14 protein-coding genes and 1 pseudogene are annotated in these 18,196 nt (G+C 38.4%); 10 read left to right on the forward strand and 5 right to left on the reverse strand.

The window, feature by feature from the left end; translation table 11 throughout:
• Nucleotides 1-142: 142 nt before the first annotated feature.
• Nucleotides 143-1,888 carry an ABC-F family ATP-binding cassette domain-containing protein gene (locus M0M83_RS10175; RefSeq protein WP_248468392.1) on the reverse strand — a complete coding sequence of 582 codons (1,746 nt, stop codon included), beginning with the start codon at nucleotides 1,886-1,888 and terminating at the stop codon, nucleotides 143-145.
• Nucleotides 1,889-2,323: 435 nt separating this feature from the next.
• Between M0M83_RS10175 and M0M83_RS10180 the strand changes: the two genes are divergently transcribed.
• Nucleotides 2,324-2,800 carry a GNAT family N-acetyltransferase gene (locus M0M83_RS10180; protein WP_213912759.1) on the forward strand — a complete coding sequence of 159 codons (477 nt, stop codon included), beginning with the start codon at nucleotides 2,324-2,326 and terminating at the stop codon, nucleotides 2,798-2,800.
• A 47-nt stretch (nucleotides 2,801-2,847) separates the two neighbouring features.
• Here the strand turns inward: M0M83_RS10180 and M0M83_RS10185 are convergent, their stop codons facing one another.
• The gene (locus M0M83_RS10185; protein WP_248468393.1) at nucleotides 2,848-3,945 is read right to left on the reverse strand and encodes a mandelate racemase/muconate lactonizing enzyme family protein; all 1,098 of its coding nucleotides are present in this window, start codon (nucleotides 3,943-3,945) and stop codon (nucleotides 2,848-2,850) included.
• Nucleotides 3,946-4,583: 638 nt separating this feature from the next.
• Here M0M83_RS10185 and M0M83_RS10190 point away from each other — a divergent pair.
• From M0M83_RS10190 to M0M83_RS10215, 6 genes are all read left to right on the forward strand, one after another.
• Nucleotides 4,584-5,654, forward strand: a complete 1,071-nt coding sequence (locus M0M83_RS10190; RefSeq protein ID WP_125894396.1) for an HlyD family secretion protein — start codon at nucleotides 4,584-4,586, stop codon at nucleotides 5,652-5,654.
• Nucleotides 5,651-8,407, forward strand: coding sequence for a ribosome-associated ATPase/putative transporter RbbA (gene rbbA / locus M0M83_RS10195; RefSeq protein WP_248468394.1), 2,757 nt, complete (start codon nucleotides 5,651-5,653; stop codon nucleotides 8,405-8,407). The genes M0M83_RS10190 and rbbA overlap by 4 nt, the downstream gene beginning before the upstream one ends.
• Nucleotides 8,408-8,412: 5 nt before the next feature.
• Entirely contained in the window at nucleotides 8,413-9,537 is a 1,125-nt protein-coding gene (locus M0M83_RS10200; protein WP_185746949.1) for an ABC transporter permease, read from the forward strand.
• Nucleotides 9,538-9,738: 201 nt separating this feature from the next.
• Entirely contained in the window at nucleotides 9,739-10,302 is a 564-nt protein-coding gene (gene ahpC, locus M0M83_RS10205) for an alkyl hydroperoxide reductase subunit C (RefSeq protein ID WP_004910793.1), read from the forward strand.
• A gap of 118 nt (nucleotides 10,303-10,420) precedes the next feature.
• Entirely contained in the window at nucleotides 10,421-11,995 is a 1,575-nt protein-coding gene (gene ahpF / locus M0M83_RS10210; RefSeq protein ID WP_213912756.1) for an alkyl hydroperoxide reductase subunit F, read from the forward strand.
• Between the two features lie 146 nt (nucleotides 11,996-12,141).
• On the forward strand, nucleotides 12,142-12,435 hold the full coding sequence (locus M0M83_RS10215; protein ID WP_282561502.1) for a tail fiber assembly protein: 294 nt from the start codon (nucleotides 12,142-12,144) through the stop codon (nucleotides 12,433-12,435).
• Between the two features lie 43 nt (nucleotides 12,436-12,478).
• On the opposite strand, the gene M0M83_RS10220 is transcribed toward M0M83_RS10215, so the two are convergent.
• Both M0M83_RS10220 and M0M83_RS10225 read right to left on the reverse strand, forming a co-directional pair.
• Nucleotides 12,479-13,990: a phosphoethanolamine transferase gene (locus tag M0M83_RS10220; RefSeq protein WP_248468396.1), complete on the reverse strand. Its 1,512-nt coding sequence runs from the start codon at nucleotides 13,988-13,990 to the stop codon at nucleotides 12,479-12,481.
• Between the two features lie 127 nt (nucleotides 13,991-14,117).
• Nucleotides 14,118-14,366: a phage major tail tube protein gene (locus tag M0M83_RS10225; RefSeq protein WP_248468397.1), complete on the reverse strand. Its 249-nt coding sequence runs from the start codon at nucleotides 14,364-14,366 to the stop codon at nucleotides 14,118-14,120.
• A 57-nt stretch (nucleotides 14,367-14,423) separates the two neighbouring features.
• On the opposite strand from M0M83_RS10225, the pseudogene M0M83_RS10230 reads away from it, so the two are divergent.
• Nucleotides 14,424-14,864 (forward strand): annotated as a pseudogene (locus M0M83_RS10230) (phage late control D family protein); the annotation flags it as partial.
• Nucleotides 14,865-14,901: 37 nt separating this feature from the next.
• Here the strand turns inward: M0M83_RS10230 and M0M83_RS10235 are convergent.
• On the reverse strand, nucleotides 14,902-16,209 hold the full coding sequence (locus M0M83_RS10235; RefSeq protein ID WP_248468398.1) for a hypothetical protein: 1,308 nt from the start codon (nucleotides 16,207-16,209) through the stop codon (nucleotides 14,902-14,904).
• A gap of 80 nt (nucleotides 16,210-16,289) precedes the next feature.
• Here M0M83_RS10235 and M0M83_RS10240 point away from each other — a divergent pair, with 80 nt between their 5' ends.
• Nucleotides 16,290-16,538: an ogr/Delta-like zinc finger family protein gene (locus M0M83_RS10240; protein ID WP_248468399.1), complete on the forward strand. Its 249-nt coding sequence runs from the start codon at nucleotides 16,290-16,292 to the stop codon at nucleotides 16,536-16,538.
• A gap of 111 nt (nucleotides 16,539-16,649) precedes the next feature.
• A complete protein-coding gene (locus tag M0M83_RS10245) occupies nucleotides 16,650-17,552 on the forward strand; it encodes an HNH endonuclease signature motif containing protein (protein ID WP_248468400.1) in 903 nt (300 codons plus the stop codon).
• Nucleotides 17,553-18,196 lie beyond the last annotated feature (644 nt).

Consider the following 18,196-nt stretch of genomic DNA (forward strand, 5'->3'; position numbering starts at 1 on the left):
GGGATTTAAATTTCTGTAATGTCGCCAATAAGGTAAATTTCAGGGTGTATATAATTATTTTGTAAACTGTAACTATCATCCTATATTAATATACAACTTCTTCAGAAAATCCCCTGGTCACTAATGTGACCAGGGGTATTGGTTACAATCCCAATTTAGCGTGTATTTTGGCTATTTCGTTGCTCCATTGTTGTTGTAACTGTGGTTTTTGGTGGCTTAATTTGCGTTTTTGATCCGCAAGTAATTTTTGCTCCAATATTAGCAATGTCTCTAATAACGCATCCTCATGAGCCGTTTCCCCTCGAGGAATTTCAATCGTCGATTTAATCGGGACATCTCCCCCAAGCGTAGGCGCTAATAATGGTTGTGCTTGCTGCTCGATTTTATGATATATATCATCAAGATTAAGGTATTCCTCTAACCGATTATCATCGATAAACCAGAATCGTTGACAGCTATTTTCAATGAGCCACCTATCATGGCTTACAATTAATAGCGCCCCTGAAAATAAGCTAATTTGCTCGCAAAGTGCTTCCTTACCTTCTAAATCAAGGTGATTGGTCGGTTCATCCAACAAAATCAACTCGTACTGGGCCAAACTTAAGCCAATAAACAACAATCTAGCGCGTTCGCCACCGCTGAGTGTAGCGACTTTTTGTTGATGGCGAGAGTAGGAAAAACCGGCGCCAATCAATGCCATTTTTCGTTGTTCATCGGTTAAAGGTGCAAAATGTCGTAATGCATCTAATAGGCTATCATTATCATTTAGCTGCTCTAATTGTTGGTCATAATACCCAACACTAATTGCCGGATGAAACTTCAATTGTGCGCTATAGCGTAAATCTTGCTGATAATGTTGCCAAAGTAGACGCAGTAGTGTTGATTTACCGCAGCCATTGGCCCCCATGATAGCGATGCGATCACCACTTTTTACTTGATGAAATGCCGTTTTAAATAACGGATTTCCTTTCGGTGTTGAGACAACGGCGCCTTCCAATTCCAAAACTCTATCTGCTGGAATGGCTTTGCCATTTAATGCAAGCCTCCATTGATAGCCTTCGGTTAATTCAGTTTGGGTGTCTTTAAGGCGGTCAATCTGTTTTTCCATTTGCTTAGCTTTACGTGATAAGGCTTCATTATCATAGACATGTCCCCAAATCGCTAAACGCTTGGCGCTTGATGCAATACGGTCAATCTCTTTTTGCTCTGCTTGATTACGGCGTGCATCTGTGATGTCTTTTTCACTCAATGCTTGCCGTGCTGCACTGCAAGGTAATCGATAAAAATGCAGTGATTTATCTCGTAAGATCCAAGTGCAGTTACTGACCTTATCTAATAACGATTGGTCATGGGAAACTAGCACAAAACTACCTTTCCATGATTGTAAGAAATTGCCTAACCAAATAAGTGTGGGTAAATCTAAATGATTACTTGGTTCATCGAGTAACAGTAAATCGGGTTGTTCAATTAAAGCACGCCCAAGAAGCAAACGTGTATGTTGCCCGCCACTGATTGCATTCGCTTTTTGTTCCCATTGCTCAGACGTAAAACCTAATTCTGATAATATAACTTCCGCCCGCCAACGGTCAGTGACTTTATCTTGTTCAGGTAATTTTTGAACAAGTGCATCAAGCAGTGTCAAATTGGCAACATCATCGGGTAAGTGTTGTTCAATATAAGCAGTTACACAATGATTCGAATAAGTGATACTGCCACTATTGGGGGAGAGTTGTTGGGTTATTAGCTTCAACAATGTACTTTTGCCACTTCCGTTATGGCCAATTAAACCAATACGGTCACCTTGTTGAACAGTAAAAGAGATGTCATTCAATAAGGTAGAGGTTGAGGTATCGTAATTTAATGATTTTACAGTTAATAAAGTGCTCATAGCTTACTCAAATTTTAGGCATAAAAATGCCAGGGTATAGTCGTTACGACAACCCAGTAAGCTGAGGGAAGATTTTCTTTAGTGACTTCGCTCAGGCAGGGTTATCGCAGTATAAAACTGTGAAAGCCTGAGCTCTGGCGATTACCAAAGAAGTGTGAATATTCAATAAGATCACACAACAACATAAATTAGCCTCCTTAATATTCATCTAGTTAATCGATGAGGTAATTATAGCAAATATATTATTTAATCAACAATGTCTAGAAATGCGTTGTTTAATGATTATTGTAAAAGCAGTATTGTTGTAGATGTAAGTATATTCGCAGGTATAAATGATACTTATATCATGCGCGAAGAGATGAATAATATTGCTGTGAATTGGGTTCTTGTTATGTAACGTTTAAAATCATGATTCAAATAACAAGAGAGCCCCAAATGAATGTAGAAATAAAAACCGCAACCCGTGATGACGCTGCTTTGATATTAGATATGATCATTGAATTGGCAGATTATGAAAAAGCACGTCATGAAGTTAAAGCCTCGGTGGCCGATATTGAAAACTCCCTATTTGGCGCTAATTCAAGCACAGAAGCTTTAATCTGTTATGTGGATGGGACGCCCGCAGGATATGCCGTATTCTTTACTAGCTATTCAACATGGTTAGGCAATAACGGTATTTATTTAGAGGATTTATATGTCTCCCCTGATTTTCGAGGTGCGGGAGCAGGAAAAAAATTATTAAAGCATATTGCAGTGCTAGCCGTAGAACGAAAGTGCCAACGGTTGGAATGGAGTGTGTTAGATTGGAATCAGCCTGCGATTGATTTTTATAAAAGTATTGGTGCAGAGCCTCAAGATGAATGGGTTCGCTACCGAATGGATGCGAAAACAATTGCGCAATTCGCTAATTAGCTTGCTCACCCCCCGATGTTCTCGGGGGAAGTTAACTAGTTTTAAAATTATTTATCACAACGGTAATAGGTTAGTTTATCTTCATCTACCATAATACCCGTCCCCGGTGCCGTTGAAGCCTCCGCGAAACCCTCTTTAATGACTAAAGGAACTGCGCTCAAATCATCTGCAATTTCAAGGAAATTTGTTAGTTCTGCTGCATGTTGGCAAGTATTTTTTCTTGCGCAGGCAAATTGGATATTAGCTAGCGTACCTAACTGAGTATCTCCTTGATTACCCACGTATACCGGCACTTGTAAACCTTCACATAATGCTGCAATTTTAGCGGATTCAGTAAAGCCTGTACGCGCTGTTTTGATACAAATAAATGAAACCATTCCGTCATTGATTTCTTGAGCAACATCATTAAGAGATGTGCAACTCTCATCACCGCAAATAGGTTGAGCCAGCACATTCGCCAATTTTTTGCGACCTATACGATCACTGGCTGGGGAGGGTTCTTCGAAAAATAAAAAATTTTCATCACGCAAAGATTGAGCTGCATAAATAGCATCATGAGCAGGCCAGCCATGATTAGAGTCAAGATATAAACAGGCTTCTGGCATAGCTTTGCGTAATGCTTTGCATGCAGTGATGTCCGCATGAACATTACGACCCGTTTTTACCTTAAATGTTGTCACTCCATATTTGTCTTTCATCATCAACGCGTGTTCAACCATTTTTTGTGGTTGGTCGTAACCTATCATATGGCTAACTGCGATTTTATTATCCCATCCACCCAAAAGTTGATAACAGGGGCGTTGGTATAACTGACCTAATGCATCCCAAATGGCCATATCTATTGCCGCCCGGGCGGTTTGATTTCCAGTAACCCACCGCATTGCATGATAGACACGTTCAATATTTCTAAGATCAATATTTGTCAGTGAAGGCCAAAACCAAGATTGGATAGCATAAATGATAGACGCTTGGGATTCGCCATAAATATAAGGTCGTGATGGGGCTTCTGCGCAGCCTATTATCCCTTCATCAGTATGAATACGGACTAATACATTTTCCACTTCAGTAATGCTACCTGTGGCAAACTCAAGTGGTGTTAAATAAGGAATTTTATAAGGAATAGTCTCTATTCGTATGATTTTCATTATATTTCACTCATGTTATAAAGAAAAAAAACAGCCATATTGGATTTACTATGAGTAAATTTAGCGCTAATTACCGGATTAAAAATGAGAGCTAAGTCAAATTATAGTCTTAAAACGATTGGTTAAAGATATGAGGAAGACGAAAAGCACAATGAGTGCAAAAAAGTGGCTAAAATGATGGGTCTTGAGCTATCTAATTTAGTTGATAAAATTTAACATGTATTTTCTTTGCGGAATAAATGCAAAAGTATTTTGAGTCATTAATTTATTATTTATGGTATTTACGCATAAAGTATTTGTTAAATTTAGATAATTTATTGTATCGAAAAGTTAAGCCATTTAGCATGATATAAAACATTTTTGGGCATTAAATGCGGTATCTGTACCATATTCGTTTATGCAATGATTTTTGTGATGAAAGACAGTATATGTTTGTTAGTTAACTGATAAAATTTTATAAAATATAAAAAAATATAATAATAAACCAGATCTGCTTTTTATCGGATCTAAGAATAGCATCACCTATTGAGATATACGTATTTCAGCTGTAAACAGTTATTCCATTTTATTAATTCACCTGGGGTAATAATCATAAATAATTGTTGAATGTTGTTTTTCATATAAAGAAAAGGGATGGTATGAAAATAAATAAGCAAAAAATATCTTTTTACATCATTTTAATATTAATTATTGTAGCAGGTGGTCTTTATTACTGGAATGTTAATTCAGGCGGGCTACCTGCTGGGTTCGCGCAAAGTAATGGTCGCATAGAAGCAACGGAAATTGATATTGCTACTAAGACTGCCGGGCGCATTGAGACGATTAATGTTAAAGAAGGGGATTTTGTTAAAGAAGGGCAAGAACTTGCTCGTATGGATACGCGAGCCCTCCAGGAACAGCTCCATGAAGTACAAGCTCAATTACGCCAAGCAGTTAGCGCGGTGACGACAGCCGAATCAGCATTAGCGCAACGTAAAAGCGAAAAAGTTGCAGCCCAAGCGGTTGTTCGTCAACGTGAAGCGGAATTAGATGCTGCACAGAAACGACTAAATCGCTCTAGAGCTTTGGTGAGAACAAACGCAGTTTCCCAACAACAAGTGGATGATGATACCGCACAGATGCAAGGTGCTCGCGCAGCACTGGAAGCGTCGAAAGCCCAAGTGGCTGCTGCGACATCAGCGATTGATTCTGCGAGCGCGGGTATTGTTCAAGCTAAAAACCGTGTTGATGCAGCGACAGCAACGGAACGTCGTATTATCGCGGACTTAGATGACAGTATTCTCAAAGCACCGAGAAACGGACGTATTCAATATCGTGTAGCAGAACCCGGTGAAGTCCTTGGTGCTGGTGGACGAGTTTTGAATATGGTCGATTTGAGTGATGTGTATATGACCTTTTTCTTACCAACAGAAGACGCAGGTAAAGTTGCTTTAGGGAGTGATGTCCACATTATACTCGATGCCGCACCAAATATCGTGATCCCAGCGAAAGCCACCTTTGTAGCAAGTGTCGCACAATTCACGCCGAAAACCGTAGAAACACAAAATGAACGCTTAAAATTAATGTTCAGAGTACGTGCGCGTATTTCTCCTGAATTATTAGAGCAACACCTCGAATATGTGAAAACTGGGCTACCTGGAAAAGCGTATGTGCGTTTAGATCCGAATGAATCTTGGCCTGCTGAACTTGAGGTGAGATTACCACAATGACCAATAAACTGATGGATGATGTGATTATCGATATACAGCATGTCAGCCAACATTATGGTGATAATTGTGCGTTGGATGACATTGTACTTTCCATCCCAGCCAGAAAAATGGTTGGGTTGATTGGCCCAGATGGTGTAGGGAAATCAAGCCTGATTTCTCTGATCGCAGGGGCAAGAGTGATTCAACAAGGCCAAATAACAGTACTTGATGGTGACATGAATGATATTGAACACCGTCGTGCAGTTTGCCCTCGTATCGCTTACATGCCTCAAGGGTTAGGAAAAAACCTTTACCATACGTTGTCAGTTTATGAAAACGTTGATTTTTTTGGCCGGTTATTTGGCCAATCAAAAGCTGAGCGTGAATATCGCATTCAAGACTTACTTGAAAGTACTGGCTTAGCACCCTTTAAAGATCGTCCTGCTGGCAAGTTATCAGGGGGAATGAAACAAAAGCTGGGGTTATGTTGCGCCTTAATTCATGATCCTGACTTATTGATTTTGGATGAACCTACCACTGGGGTTGACCCCTTATCTCGCGCACAGTTTTGGGATTTGATTGATCGCATTCGTTTGCGACAAACCAATATGAGTGTTTTGGTCGCAACCGCATATATGGAAGAAGCGGAGCGCTTTGATTGGCTAGTGGCAATGGATGATGGCAAAGTGCTCGCTACAGGCCATGCCTCTGAATTAAAAGCCCAAACGCAATGTGATGACCTTGAAGCTGCATTTATTGAATTACTGCCAGAAGAAAAACGCAGTGGGCACAAAAAGGTCGTGATCCCTGCGCGTGATACCTCGAAAGACAATATTATTGCCATTGAAGCCCAAGACCTGACCATGCGTTTCGGTAACTTTGTGGCGGTTGACCATGTGAATTTTAAGATCCCAAAAGGGGAGATTTTTGGTTTCTTAGGCTCGAATGGTTGTGGCAAGTCAACCACGATGAAAATGTTGACGGGTTTGTTACAAGCCAGTGAAGGGCAGGCATGGCTATTTGGCCAAGAAATAGACCCGAAGGATATCGAAACACGCAAGCGTGTCGGCTATATGTCACAAGCATTCTCGTTATATAGTGAACTGAGTGTTGAGCAGAACCTCGTGCTTCATGCCAAGCTTTTTCATATATCTGAGGATAAAATCCCTCAGCGAGTTGACGAAATGTGCCAACGTTTTGAGCTTGAAGAAGTCAGGGATACCATGCCAGATGACCTGCCTCTGGGTATTCGCCAGCGCTTATCGTTGGCCGTAGCGGTGATCCACGAACCAGAGATGCTAATACTGGATGAGCCAACTTCAGGCGTAGACCCCGTTGCCAGAGATATGTTCTGGAATTTAATGGTTGATTTATCAAGACGTGACGGCGTCACAATTTTTATCTCCACCCACTTTATGAATGAAGCGGAGCGCTGTGATCGCATTTCACTCATGCATGCAGGTAAAGTCTTAGATTGTGATACTCCCGCTAACCTGACCAAGAAAAGAGGGCTTGGCACGCTTGAAGAAACCTTTATCGCCTATTTACAGGATGCCGTGGGGGATGCAGGACAAGGACAAGAGACCGCGCCAGAGTTCCATGTTGACCCTGAACTAAAAGAACAAGCGACCGAAGCGTTAAAAAAACGTTTTAGTTTGCGTCGGTTATTCAGCTATTCCATACGGGAAGGCATGGAGTTACGTCGTGATCCAGTACGTTCAACATTGGCGTTATTGGGAACGGTCATTCTTATGTTTATCATGGGTTACGGTATCAGTATGGATGTGGAAAACTTACGTTTTTCAGTGCTAGATCGTGACCAAACTGGGCTAAGCCAGGGATATACGTTGAACTTAGCTGGTTCACGTTATTTTATCGAACAACCACCAATCAAGGATTATGATGATTTAGAAGCGGGTATGCGTAGCGGTAATATTACTGTTGCGATAGAAATTCCACCTAATTTTGCAAGGGATGTAGCCCGAGGGAGTAACGTTAAAATTGGTGTGTGGATTGATGGTGCCATGCCAAACCGTGCTGAAACTGTTCGTGGCTATGTACAAGCGATGCACTTAGCATGGCTGAGCACGATGGCTGCACGCCAACCAGCTGGCGTTGCAGGGATACCGGCTATCGACATTGAGACTCGATATCGTTATAACCCAGATGTTCGTAGCTTGCCGGCAATTGTTCCCGCGGTTATTCCATTATTATTAATGATGATCCCAGCCATGCTGAGCGCGTTGAGTGTTGTTCGGGAAAAAGAGCTCGGTTCGATTATCAACCTTTATGTTACTCCGATCACCAAATTAGAGTTTTTGCTTGGAAAACAGCTCCCTTATATTTTATTGGGTATGTTTAACTTTGTGCTACTTTGTATATTATCGGTATATATATTTGGTGTTGAATTTAAAGGCAGTTTTCTGACGTTAACGTTGGCTGCCTTTTTGTATATCAGTATTGCAACAGGCATGGGGTTATTAATTTCATGTTTTATGAAAAGCCAAATTGCGGCAATTTTTGGGACTTCTATCATTACGTTGATACCCGCAACTCAATTTTCAGGAATGATTGACCCTGTCTCATCATTGGAAGGTATTGGCCGCTGGGTTGGGATGGTTTATCCAACATCACATTTTTTGACTATCACGCGAGGAACTTTCTCTAAGGGATTAAATTTATTCGATTTACAATCATCATTTATCCCATTACTGATCACCATACCTTTGGTTATTGGGCTAAGTGTTCTATTCCTGAAAAAGCAGGAGGCATAGGGATGATCCGTAAAATTCAGAATATTTTTAACCTAGGCGTCAAAGAATTACGTAGTTTAGGCCGTGATAAAGCGATGTTAGCTTTGATTGTTTTTGCTTTTACGGTGTCGATTTATTCGTCAGCAACCGTGACGCCTGGATCTTTACATAATGCGCCTATTGCGATTGCTGACCAAGATAAGTCACAGTTATCAAATCGAATAATCAATAGTTTTTATGCGCCTTATTTCTTACCCCCTGTTGATATTACGCCAGACCAAATCGATGGTTTGTTAAACCGTGGTTCATATACATTTGCATTAGATATTCCGCCTAATTTTCAACGTGATGTGCTTGCCGGACGGCACCCAGAAATTCAGGTAAATATTGATGCAACAAGGATGAGCCAAGCTTTCTTAGGAAATAGTTATATTCAAAATATTACTTTAGGGGAAGTGAATGAGTTTCTAGCAAAATACCGTAGTAATGCGAGTTTACCTGTCGATTTGGAAGTGCGCATGCGCTTTAACCCCAACTTGACGCAGTCGTGGTTTGGTTCTGTTATGGCAATTATTAATAATATCACCATGTTATCAATTGTTTTAACGGGAGCGGCGCTGATCCGCGAGCGGGAACACGGTACAGTCGAGCATTTGATGGTTATGCCACTCACGCCATTTGAAATTATGATGTCGAAAATATGGTCAATGGGATTAGTGGTACTGATTGCATCAGGCGTTTCCTTAATTTTGGTGGTAAAAACATTGCTACAAGTCCCCATCGAAGGGTCTATCTTATTATTTATGTGTGGGGTAGCCCTGAGTCTATTCGCGACAACGTCGATTGGTATCTTTATGGGGACGATTGCGCGGTCTATGCCTCAATTTGGTTTATTGATGATCTTAGTGCTATTACCATTAAATATGCTTTCTGGTGGGATGACAGCGCGAGAAAGTATGCCTCAGCTTGTTCAAGATATTATGTTAACCATGCCGACAACGCACTTTGTTAGCCTAGCTCAGGCTATTTTATATCGCGGTGCTGGCTTCCAAATTGTTTGGCCTCAATTTGCGGTGCTCGTGGTGATTGGCGCTGTTTTCTTTTCCCTCGCACTCATTCGTTTTCGTAAAACGATTGCCACCATGGCATAACGGACTGTACATAAAATAGCCTTTATAAATAGATCTTATAAATAAAACGCTTGCTGAATGGCTCAGCAAGCGTTTTAATGCTTCACCTATTAATTGTTATGACATAGTTAGGTTGTGCCTATCAAATCGATAGCGGGTAATGATTGGATAAAGCTGCTGTAAAACAGTAACTTAATAGGCAACCAAACAGGAGAACATCATATGTCATTAATTAATACTCAAATCAAACCATTTACTAATCAAGCATTTAAAAACGGTGAATTCATCGAAGTTTCTGAAAAAGATGTTGCAGGTAAATGGAGCGTTTTCTTCTTCTATCCAGCAGACTTTACTTTTGTTTGCCCAACTGAATTGGGTGACATTGCAGACCATTACGAAGAATTCCAAAAATTAGGTGTTGAAATTTTCTCTGTTTCTACCGACACACATTTTACCCATAAAGCATGGCACGCAAGCTCAGAAACTATCGGTAAAATCAAATATGCCATGATCGGTGACCCAACAGGTGCATTAACACGTAACTTCGAAAACATGCGTGAAGATGAAGGTTTAGCAGACCGTGGTACTTTCGTTGTTGACCCACAAGGTATTATTCAAGCGATTGAAGTTACTGCAGAAGGCATTGGCCGTGACGCTTCAGATTTACTGCGTAAAGTAAAAGCGGCGCAATATGTTGCTAGCCACCCAGGTGAAGTTTGCCCAGCTAAATGGAAAGAAGGTGATGCAACGCTGTCTCCATCTTTGGACTTAGTCGGCAAAATCTAATTAATCTAACTTGATTGATTAATTACTGAATAATTCAGGTTGCAGGTGTTTAGGCCTGCAACTTGGATCATGACGGGTATATGTACCCGATTTTACGATAAAAATTAAAGGGGATTACATGCTCGACAATAATTTACAGGCACAATTGAAAGCCTATTTAGAACGTTTAACTAAACCCGTTGAATTAGTTGCTAATATAGATGACAGCCAAAAATCAAATGAAATCAAACAGCTGTTAGAACAAATTGCATCACTGTCAGATAAAGTTACTGTACGTGAAGAACGCAACAGCGCATTAAGAACACCGTCTTTTTTAATTACTAACCCAGGTACAGATAGTGGTTTGCGTTTTGCAGGCTCACCTCTGGGACATGAATTTACTTCTCTTGTGCTGGCATTATTGCAGATTGGTGGTCATCCATCGAAAGAAGCGCAAGAGTTATTAGAGCAAGTTAAAGGGCTTGAAGGCGAGTTCCACTTTGAAACTTATTATTCTTTATCTTGCCATAACTGCCCAGATGTTGTTCAAGCACTGAACTTAATGGCGGTTTTAAATCCAAATGTTAGTCATACCGCTATTGATGGTGCACTTTTCCAAAATGAAATTGATGAACGCAATGTCATGGGCGTTCCTGCCGTTTTTCTGAATGGAAAAGAGTTTGGCCAAGGCCGTATGACACTCAGTGAAATTGTGAGCAAAGTTGACTCGAATGCCGATGCGCGTGCAGCGAAATCACTGACAGAGCGCGAGCCTTTTGAAGTCCTCGTAATCGGTAGTGGCCCAGCTGGGGCTTCAGCAGCAATCTATACCGCACGTAAAGGGATCCGCACAGGCGTGATAGGCGAGCGTTTTGGTGGGCAAGTGATGGATACGGTTGATATTGAAAACTATATTTCAGTTATCAAAACGGAAGGGGCTATTTTTGCAGGCGCATTGAAGAACCACGTGGACAGCTATGATGTTGATGTCATTGATGGCCAATCAGTTGCAAAACTGATCCCTGCGGCAGAAGAAGGTGGATTACACCAAATCGAAACTGCATCAGGTGGGATCTTAAAATCACGCAGTATTATTATTTCAACGGGGGCTCGCTGGAGAAATATGGGCGTTCCAGGGGAACAAGAATACCGCACGAAAGGCGTCACATTCTGCCCACACTGCGATGGCCCATTATTTAAAGGCAAGCGTGTTGCCGTGATTGGCGGTGGTAACTCAGGTATTGAAGCGGCTATTGACTTAGCGGGTGTCGTTGACCATGTGACTGTGCTGGAGTTTGCGCCAGAACTGAAAGCGGACTCCGTATTGCAGCAAAAAGCACGTAGCATGAAAAATGTGGATATTATCGTTAATGCGCAAACCTTAGAAGTAAAAGGTGATGGCAGTAAAATGACTGGCCTTGAGTATAAAGACCGTACTGATGATAGTGTACATTTATTAGAAGTGGCGGGAGCATTCGTACAAATCGGTTTATTGCCGAATACCAATTGGTTAGGTGACACCGTTGCCAGAAACCGTATGGGCGAAATTGAAATTGACGCACGCAATGAAACCAGTATTAAAGGTATCTTCGCTGCCGGCGACTGTACAACCGTACCATATAAGCAAATTATTATTTCAGCCGGAGAAGGGGCCAAAGCCGCACTTAGCGCCTTTGATTACCTGATCCGCACAAGTACCAGAACCGCTGAATAGGTGTAATTTACTTTATATTCAGTGAGTTGTAGTCAAAAGGCACTCGGGGGCGAGTGCCTTTTTTTTGTGCATAATCTGTACAAAAAAGGCTCAAAAGTGCCTAAAAGTGTTCAAGTGTGGACAACTTGTGGACGATCTAAACGCTGATTTGGTGGTGTTTAGGTTTCAAAGTTGTACAGAACTTTAACGGATTTCCAGAATGGAAAGAGCTTGAGGAGGCTGAATTGAAAGAAAAAGAAGTTTATACAGCCAATAAATGTAAAGTTAAACTGATTAATCATGCAAATAAAATCATAATTCCATTACAAGATGCATTAGATTTAGGGATTGCTTTAGAAAGTGAGAAATTACAATTAAGCGCTTGGAAAAAATATCGAGTAATATTAAATCGAGTAGACACTTCAACTGCACCGGATATTATTTGGCCAGTTTATCCGTAATATTTTAAGGATGCCTTATGAGTGAAGGCACCCCATTTTATTTTTATTTGGAATAATCATCGGGTAAATCATCAAATATGAGATGATTTCTATTAAAATCAATTATTCTATTTTGGTTAGGGCAGTCATTTTCAGACAGCATATTGCAATGACTCTCAATGTTACTTTCTTCTATTCCTGTCCACTGTGAAAATAAAGACATAAAATTTAGCCCACTACGACGACTATTTATCATTTCTTTATGCTTAGAATTATAAGATGTGATGAAAAAAGGCACTTCATAGTTCTGTTTGTATTTATCACTATGTGCCAATTCATTTTTGTCATATGTTAAAGATAACGCATGATCAGAAAAATACATCATTGACCATTTTGACTTGGTTTTACTTAAATCAGAATATATTTCTGATAACAATTTATCTGTGTTTTTTATGCTTTGGACATAACAAGAGAATTTTTTATTCTGATAAAAATGGTCATACTGCTCCTCTGTTCTGGTACAAAATGGCGTATGACTTCCCATAAGATGAACAACAATAAGTTTTTTGGGTTTTTGTGATTCCAACGCCAATTTAAATTCAGGTAATAAAGCACCGTCTGGAGAGACTAATTTATCATCTGAGCTTCCTCTCTTAACAAAGAAGCTATTATTTGCCCTTCGTCCTATAGCGGCAACTGAACCATCATATTCACCAACAAATCCTTGATTAGATAACCAGTAAGTATCAAAACCCGCTTTGTTAGCTAATGTCATGATATTATTGCCAATTTCAGGATATAAGGATAAGCTATGCGTTAAAGACGGTTGTGTCGAACTCGCTGCAGAGATGTAGTTAGTAAAAAAAGTCCCATTGATTGAGCTCATAAATGGTGTGTTTTGTATTTTAAAACCGAATTCTTGCATAAAATCTTTTCGGACACTTTCACCAATAACAATAACGTAAGTATCATATTGGTTATTAACTACAGTGATCTTAAAAGTGTCCTTGCTTGTATATAATTCAACCTCGTTGATTAAAGAGTAAACAGAATAAATCAGCTCTGTAAAAAAACGTGTTTCTGGTGTTCCTGAATTAGCCGCTCTCTCATATTTACCACTTAAGGCATATTTTGAAGGAGTGAAGAAAAAAACCACCATTGCGATGCTTAACATCGTCTTTTTATGATAGTTCACCGGGTTTGTTTTAATAAAGCTAACTAAAGTTCCAAAAGCGAGTATTAAGATAGAATAAATAAAATATTTGTTATCTATATTTGATATAAATTCTCGTGATTCTTGTATATCAGTATAATAAAAGGAAGCAACTGTATTATATGTAGGGGGGCCATAGATCAACCCAACAGGTAAATAAATAGCAGCTAAAATGGTGAAAAATAAAACAACAAAACGGTAGGCGCTATTTTTCACATAAAGCAAACCAATGCTTATAAAAAAGATATACAGTGGCTTGAATGGGTACCCCATTACTTTGTGTAACATAGAAAAGAGAAAAAATAATGCGATAAACTTCAGCATTATTTTGCTTAAAATTACATTCTGTATTTTCTGGATCATAACTCGCTTTTTAAAAATTCACTCTTAAATTTTGCCGCATAGGCTAGCACAAATAGAGTAAACTAAACATAACAATAGGATTGAACTTCTAATATTATTAGAGAAACTTATCATTAATTGAGCTGTGTCACTCATTATAAAGTTCTATATCATGAGCTATGCTCATGGTTGTTTGCGTTATCGGCAAGATAATGCAAAAGCTCAATGCACCAGAATCAAAGCCCATCGTGACAGCGACGGAGCCCACCATATCGGCACCCTGATAATCCTCTGCTTTTAATGACAGCTTTGGCGGGGTGACTTCTTCTACTTGTCCAAGGTAGGTTTGACCATCAATGTATAGATCAAACAAAAAGAGTTTTTTAGGCATACCCATGATTCGAATTCCTTAGCCCAGTTGGTCAAAAACGTGAAATGCTCGGCGCGATAGCCACGATTGGCTGACCGTCAAGCGTACACCGGCGTACAAGCTTACTGGTTAGATTTGAACTACGGCAAACAAAAGAAAACCAATCTTAAACGCAAGCAAAAGCCCCAAAAAGAGAAGTCGAGCAAAAAAGAGGGCGATTACATCGAGGGTGCCGAGGGTAACGTTTTTGTGATGCGACAAACCTTTAAAAACGAACAATCCGCTAAACGTGCCGCCGCGGCCAAGTGGTCAAAACTGCAAAGGGGCGTAGCAGAATTTAATATTACATTGGCCGAGGGGCGAGCAGACCTATACCCTGAAATGCCTGTCACGGTAACTGGTTTTAAACCGACCATTGACAGCCATCAATGGGTGATTAGCCGTGTTGTTCATCAAATCGATGGCCACGGCTTTATCACAAGTTTGGAGTTAGAAATAAAGATCAAAGATGTTGGTATTGAATGAGGAGTAAACTCATCAGAGTTTATGTTAATACTATAAACTAATCCTTTTCAACTAGACTCACATCGTTATTGTTGACAAATATACATTTAGGGGGCGTTTTTTCATGTTTAAAGAAAATAAATTCAATTTTTGTGGTTAATGATTTAATATCATCATAGTTACAAAAGATAGAATGCGTTGGTGTTTGAAATGCATTGAAAGCAGTCATTTGAATTTTATTCAGTGTTGCAGGAATAGGTGTGTCAGCATCATGCCATTTTTTTGCTGTTATTTCGATTTTGTTTTTATTAATGAAATGTATGGAGTCAAAGGTTTTATAAGCCAGAAGGTTAAGAATATTAGTGGTGAAGGATAAAAATATTAAATACAGTGAGAGATAAACAGTCTTTTTTATGATTCCAATGTTTGGGAGTAGAAGTATCACGTTTGGAATTGTATATAAGATAAGGCACAAGCTAACAAATGGTATGAAAGCATCTTCTAATTGCATTTCACCATCAAGGTTATTTACTAATGCCGAGATAGATAGTATAGACATAGGAATGATAAGCAGTGAAAACAATAATAGCATTATAAATCTATCACGATTTGTTATTCGGTTGTTGCCTTTTTTACTTCTGAAAATATCTTTAAATTCATTAGGGTGTGTCATGAAATAAGGTGTTTTTGTTATTGTTTGGAAGGTCTTTTTCACTAAACTGAATAATGCTTTTTGGGCTTTTTTGAAATTAAAAACAGTTTCGGCTAGTACAAATGAAAGGCAAAGAAAGTAAGGCACAGATGCTAAATGATATTTTTTCTCGCTAAAATAACTATAAACTATAATAAAACCAATTGTTAAAAATAAAATGCTAATAGCTTTGTATAAAAGAATTTTGTAAAAATTTAATTTGATTTTTATGATTTTAACATTGTTCTTGTATCGTAATATTAGTAGTACCATTACTATAAATGTCATGAATGCCATGAGTGTCACATATTTGGGATGATCCACCGTTAAATAAATCATAGAAAATATTACAATTGGACTTATACATATTGATAATAAATAACTCCAAATAGATAATCTAAAGTTTTGCTTTATATTATTATCATTGGTTATTTCAATAGATAGATTAATAAATTTAAATGTTAAAAATGGAAGACTATAAAATATAAACGTAAAAACAAACCAAGCGATAGAAATAAATATCAGATAAGGGAATAAGTAGCTCTCTTGTAATAAAAAAGAAAAGAAATTTTGAGCATTCAGTGTACTAAGATAAATAAATAATATTATGGGTGATATAAGGACAGATACGGATATCAATAATGTGATTTTAGAAGAAAATGAACCTTTAGACATATAATAAAATCCTTTTAATTGATTTTTGTGATGAATAGATTAACCTAACTTAAGGCATACTCCAAACCCAAGGTTAAAAAATGGCGTTCAATTGTCCCCTGTGTGGCGCTGTGACCTATACCAAAACCAGTAAATCCATGAGTAGTGAAACCCGTAGAAGCTATCACCAATGTCAAAATATTTTGTGTGGTTGTTCTTTTACGACAATAACCTCAGTGGAGATTTATCTTACAAAAACTATCCCTCAAGAGTTACCAGAAGGCTTTGAGATCCCGATGGAAAAGTTACCTAGATCACATCGGGGGGAGAAACAGATGGAGATGTTTTGAAACATTTTTTAAATACTTAGAATTGCTCACTATTCTGGTAATAGTTTTAGGCTAAAATAAGTATTAGCTGTGACAGTTATTAAATAATTTATTCTTAAGGATACGCTAGCTTTGAGTGCTAAAAAAAGTAAGTTTAAATTTAAATCACAATCTCCTTATGATTGTGAGGTATGTGGAAAACATTTTAGTTCTACAATGGGATTATATTCTCATCAAAGGACACAAAAGCATGGTAAACATGCAAATGTTGAATATAGTAAGATTAAACCAAAGAAACGACTCAAATCATCAATTGACCTTGAAATCAGAAAACATAAGCAAGAAGTGTATACTTCAATGTCTCAAGAGCAAACTAAACGAAAAAGTAATGAAGAATTGAGAGAGGCTTTGAGAGAGCAGCTAGCCGTTGATGAACGTCCTTACTACAATATTGAAGCTTATCAATTAGCAATAAGAACTATGACAACTGGTGAAGCATATAAATTAGCAAAGAATGAACTTAAATCTAATGCTCTTATTGACTCGTATAAACATAACCTAGACGTTGCAGTAGTCGAAAATGATGAGGCTATAGCTCTTTCAAAGGGTACGGGAGTTATCGCAAATAATCCTTCATCGTCAATCATTATTCATAATAAACGTGGGAAAAAGGTAGAGATTAGCACTATAGGCCGTGATACTTCGGAGCAAGCTGCTTTTCGAAGAGCTATTAGTATTAACTATAATCATAGGTGCTGTATTACTGGTGATTCTATAGCGATTGAAGCCGCTCATATTCAAACTCATAGTGATTATTATGACAATTCTATTGATAATGGAATTATGTTATCTGTTGGTTTACATCGACTTTTCGATAAAGGCATTATGGTTATAGATCCTGATTCAATGGCTATACATTTTACAGATGATTGTTTTTATAAACGGTACTTAGAAGGCGCTGTTATAACGCAAGGGAAAATTAAAATAAACAAAGAGAAATTATTAGCAAAAAATAGGTTAATATTTAATGATTAATCTTTTATTGAAAGTGATTTTTTCGAATTAAATATCCTTTATGAGGTTATTGTTTCTTTACTGTAATAGTAAAAAACTCCTCCCACTCATTGAAAAATAAGCAAAAATAAAGCCTCTCATCAAAAGAGGCTTTATAAGTGTGGTCAATATGTGGACACTAACCATTGACTAAATCCATTTAAATCAATTATTTAAATCACTTTTAGAACGCCGCACTTAGCGCATTTGATTACCTAATCCGCACAAGTACCAGAACCGCTGAATAGGTGTAATTTACTTTATATTCAGTGAGTTGTAGTCAAAAGGCACTCGGGGGCGAGTGCTTTTTTTTGTGCATAATAATACGCCACCTTTTATTATTGTAGCGAATGGTTCTTACTGTATAACCCAAGTGTTTTCTTTATGTATCAAATAAATTTATTTCACTAACCAATGTTCAAACCTTCGCAACGATTATTCGCTTCTCTCAAAATTTAGAAAAGTAAATCTCTTAATACAATGATTTTTCAGGAAAAATAATGTTTATTTGTTCTTTGTCACATAATTAAAATAAGTGAAAAAGATGATCATGAAAATCGTTCATGTTTGAAATGAAATTAAGTCGCTTTCACTCAGTCAGCAGCTCTGGCATAAATTAGATAACG

The organism is Providencia rettgeri, from assembly GCF_023205015.1.
Taxonomy (GTDB): Bacteria; Pseudomonadota; Gammaproteobacteria; order Enterobacterales; family Enterobacteriaceae; genus Providencia; species Providencia rettgeri_E.

What these genes read in the sequence shown, in the direction of transcription:
- M0M83_RS10175 (WP_248468392.1), bottom strand. Translation starts at nt 1,888, where the DNA reads ATGAGCACTTTATTAACTGTAAAATCATTAAATTACGATACCTCAACC.
- M0M83_RS10180 (WP_213912759.1), top strand. Translation starts at nt 2,324, where the DNA reads ATGAATGTAGAAATAAAAACCGCAACCCGTGATGACGCTGCTTTGATA.
- M0M83_RS10185 (WP_248468393.1), bottom strand. Translation starts at nt 3,945, where the DNA reads ATGAAAATCATACGAATAGAGACTATTCCTTATAAAATTCCTTATTTA.
- M0M83_RS10190 (WP_125894396.1), top strand. Translation starts at nt 4,584, where the DNA reads ATGAAAATAAATAAGCAAAAAATATCTTTTTACATCATTTTAATATTA.
- rbbA (WP_248468394.1), top strand. Translation starts at nt 5,651, where the DNA reads ATGACCAATAAACTGATGGATGATGTGATTATCGATATACAGCATGTC.
- ahpC (WP_004910793.1), top strand. Translation starts at nt 9,739, where the DNA reads ATGTCATTAATTAATACTCAAATCAAACCATTTACTAATCAAGCATTT.
- ahpF (WP_213912756.1), top strand. Translation starts at nt 10,421, where the DNA reads ATGCTCGACAATAATTTACAGGCACAATTGAAAGCCTATTTAGAACGT.
- M0M83_RS10220 (WP_248468396.1), bottom strand. Translation starts at nt 13,990, where the DNA reads ATGATCCAGAAAATACAGAATGTAATTTTAAGCAAAATAATGCTGAAG.
- M0M83_RS10225 (WP_248468397.1), bottom strand. Translation starts at nt 14,366, where the DNA reads ATGGGTATGCCTAAAAAACTCTTTTTGTTTGATCTATACATTGATGGT.
- M0M83_RS10235 (WP_248468398.1), bottom strand. Translation starts at nt 16,209, where the DNA reads ATGTCTAAAGGTTCATTTTCTTCTAAAATCACATTATTGATATCCGTA.
- M0M83_RS10240 (WP_248468399.1), top strand. Translation starts at nt 16,290, where the DNA reads ATGGCGTTCAATTGTCCCCTGTGTGGCGCTGTGACCTATACCAAAACC.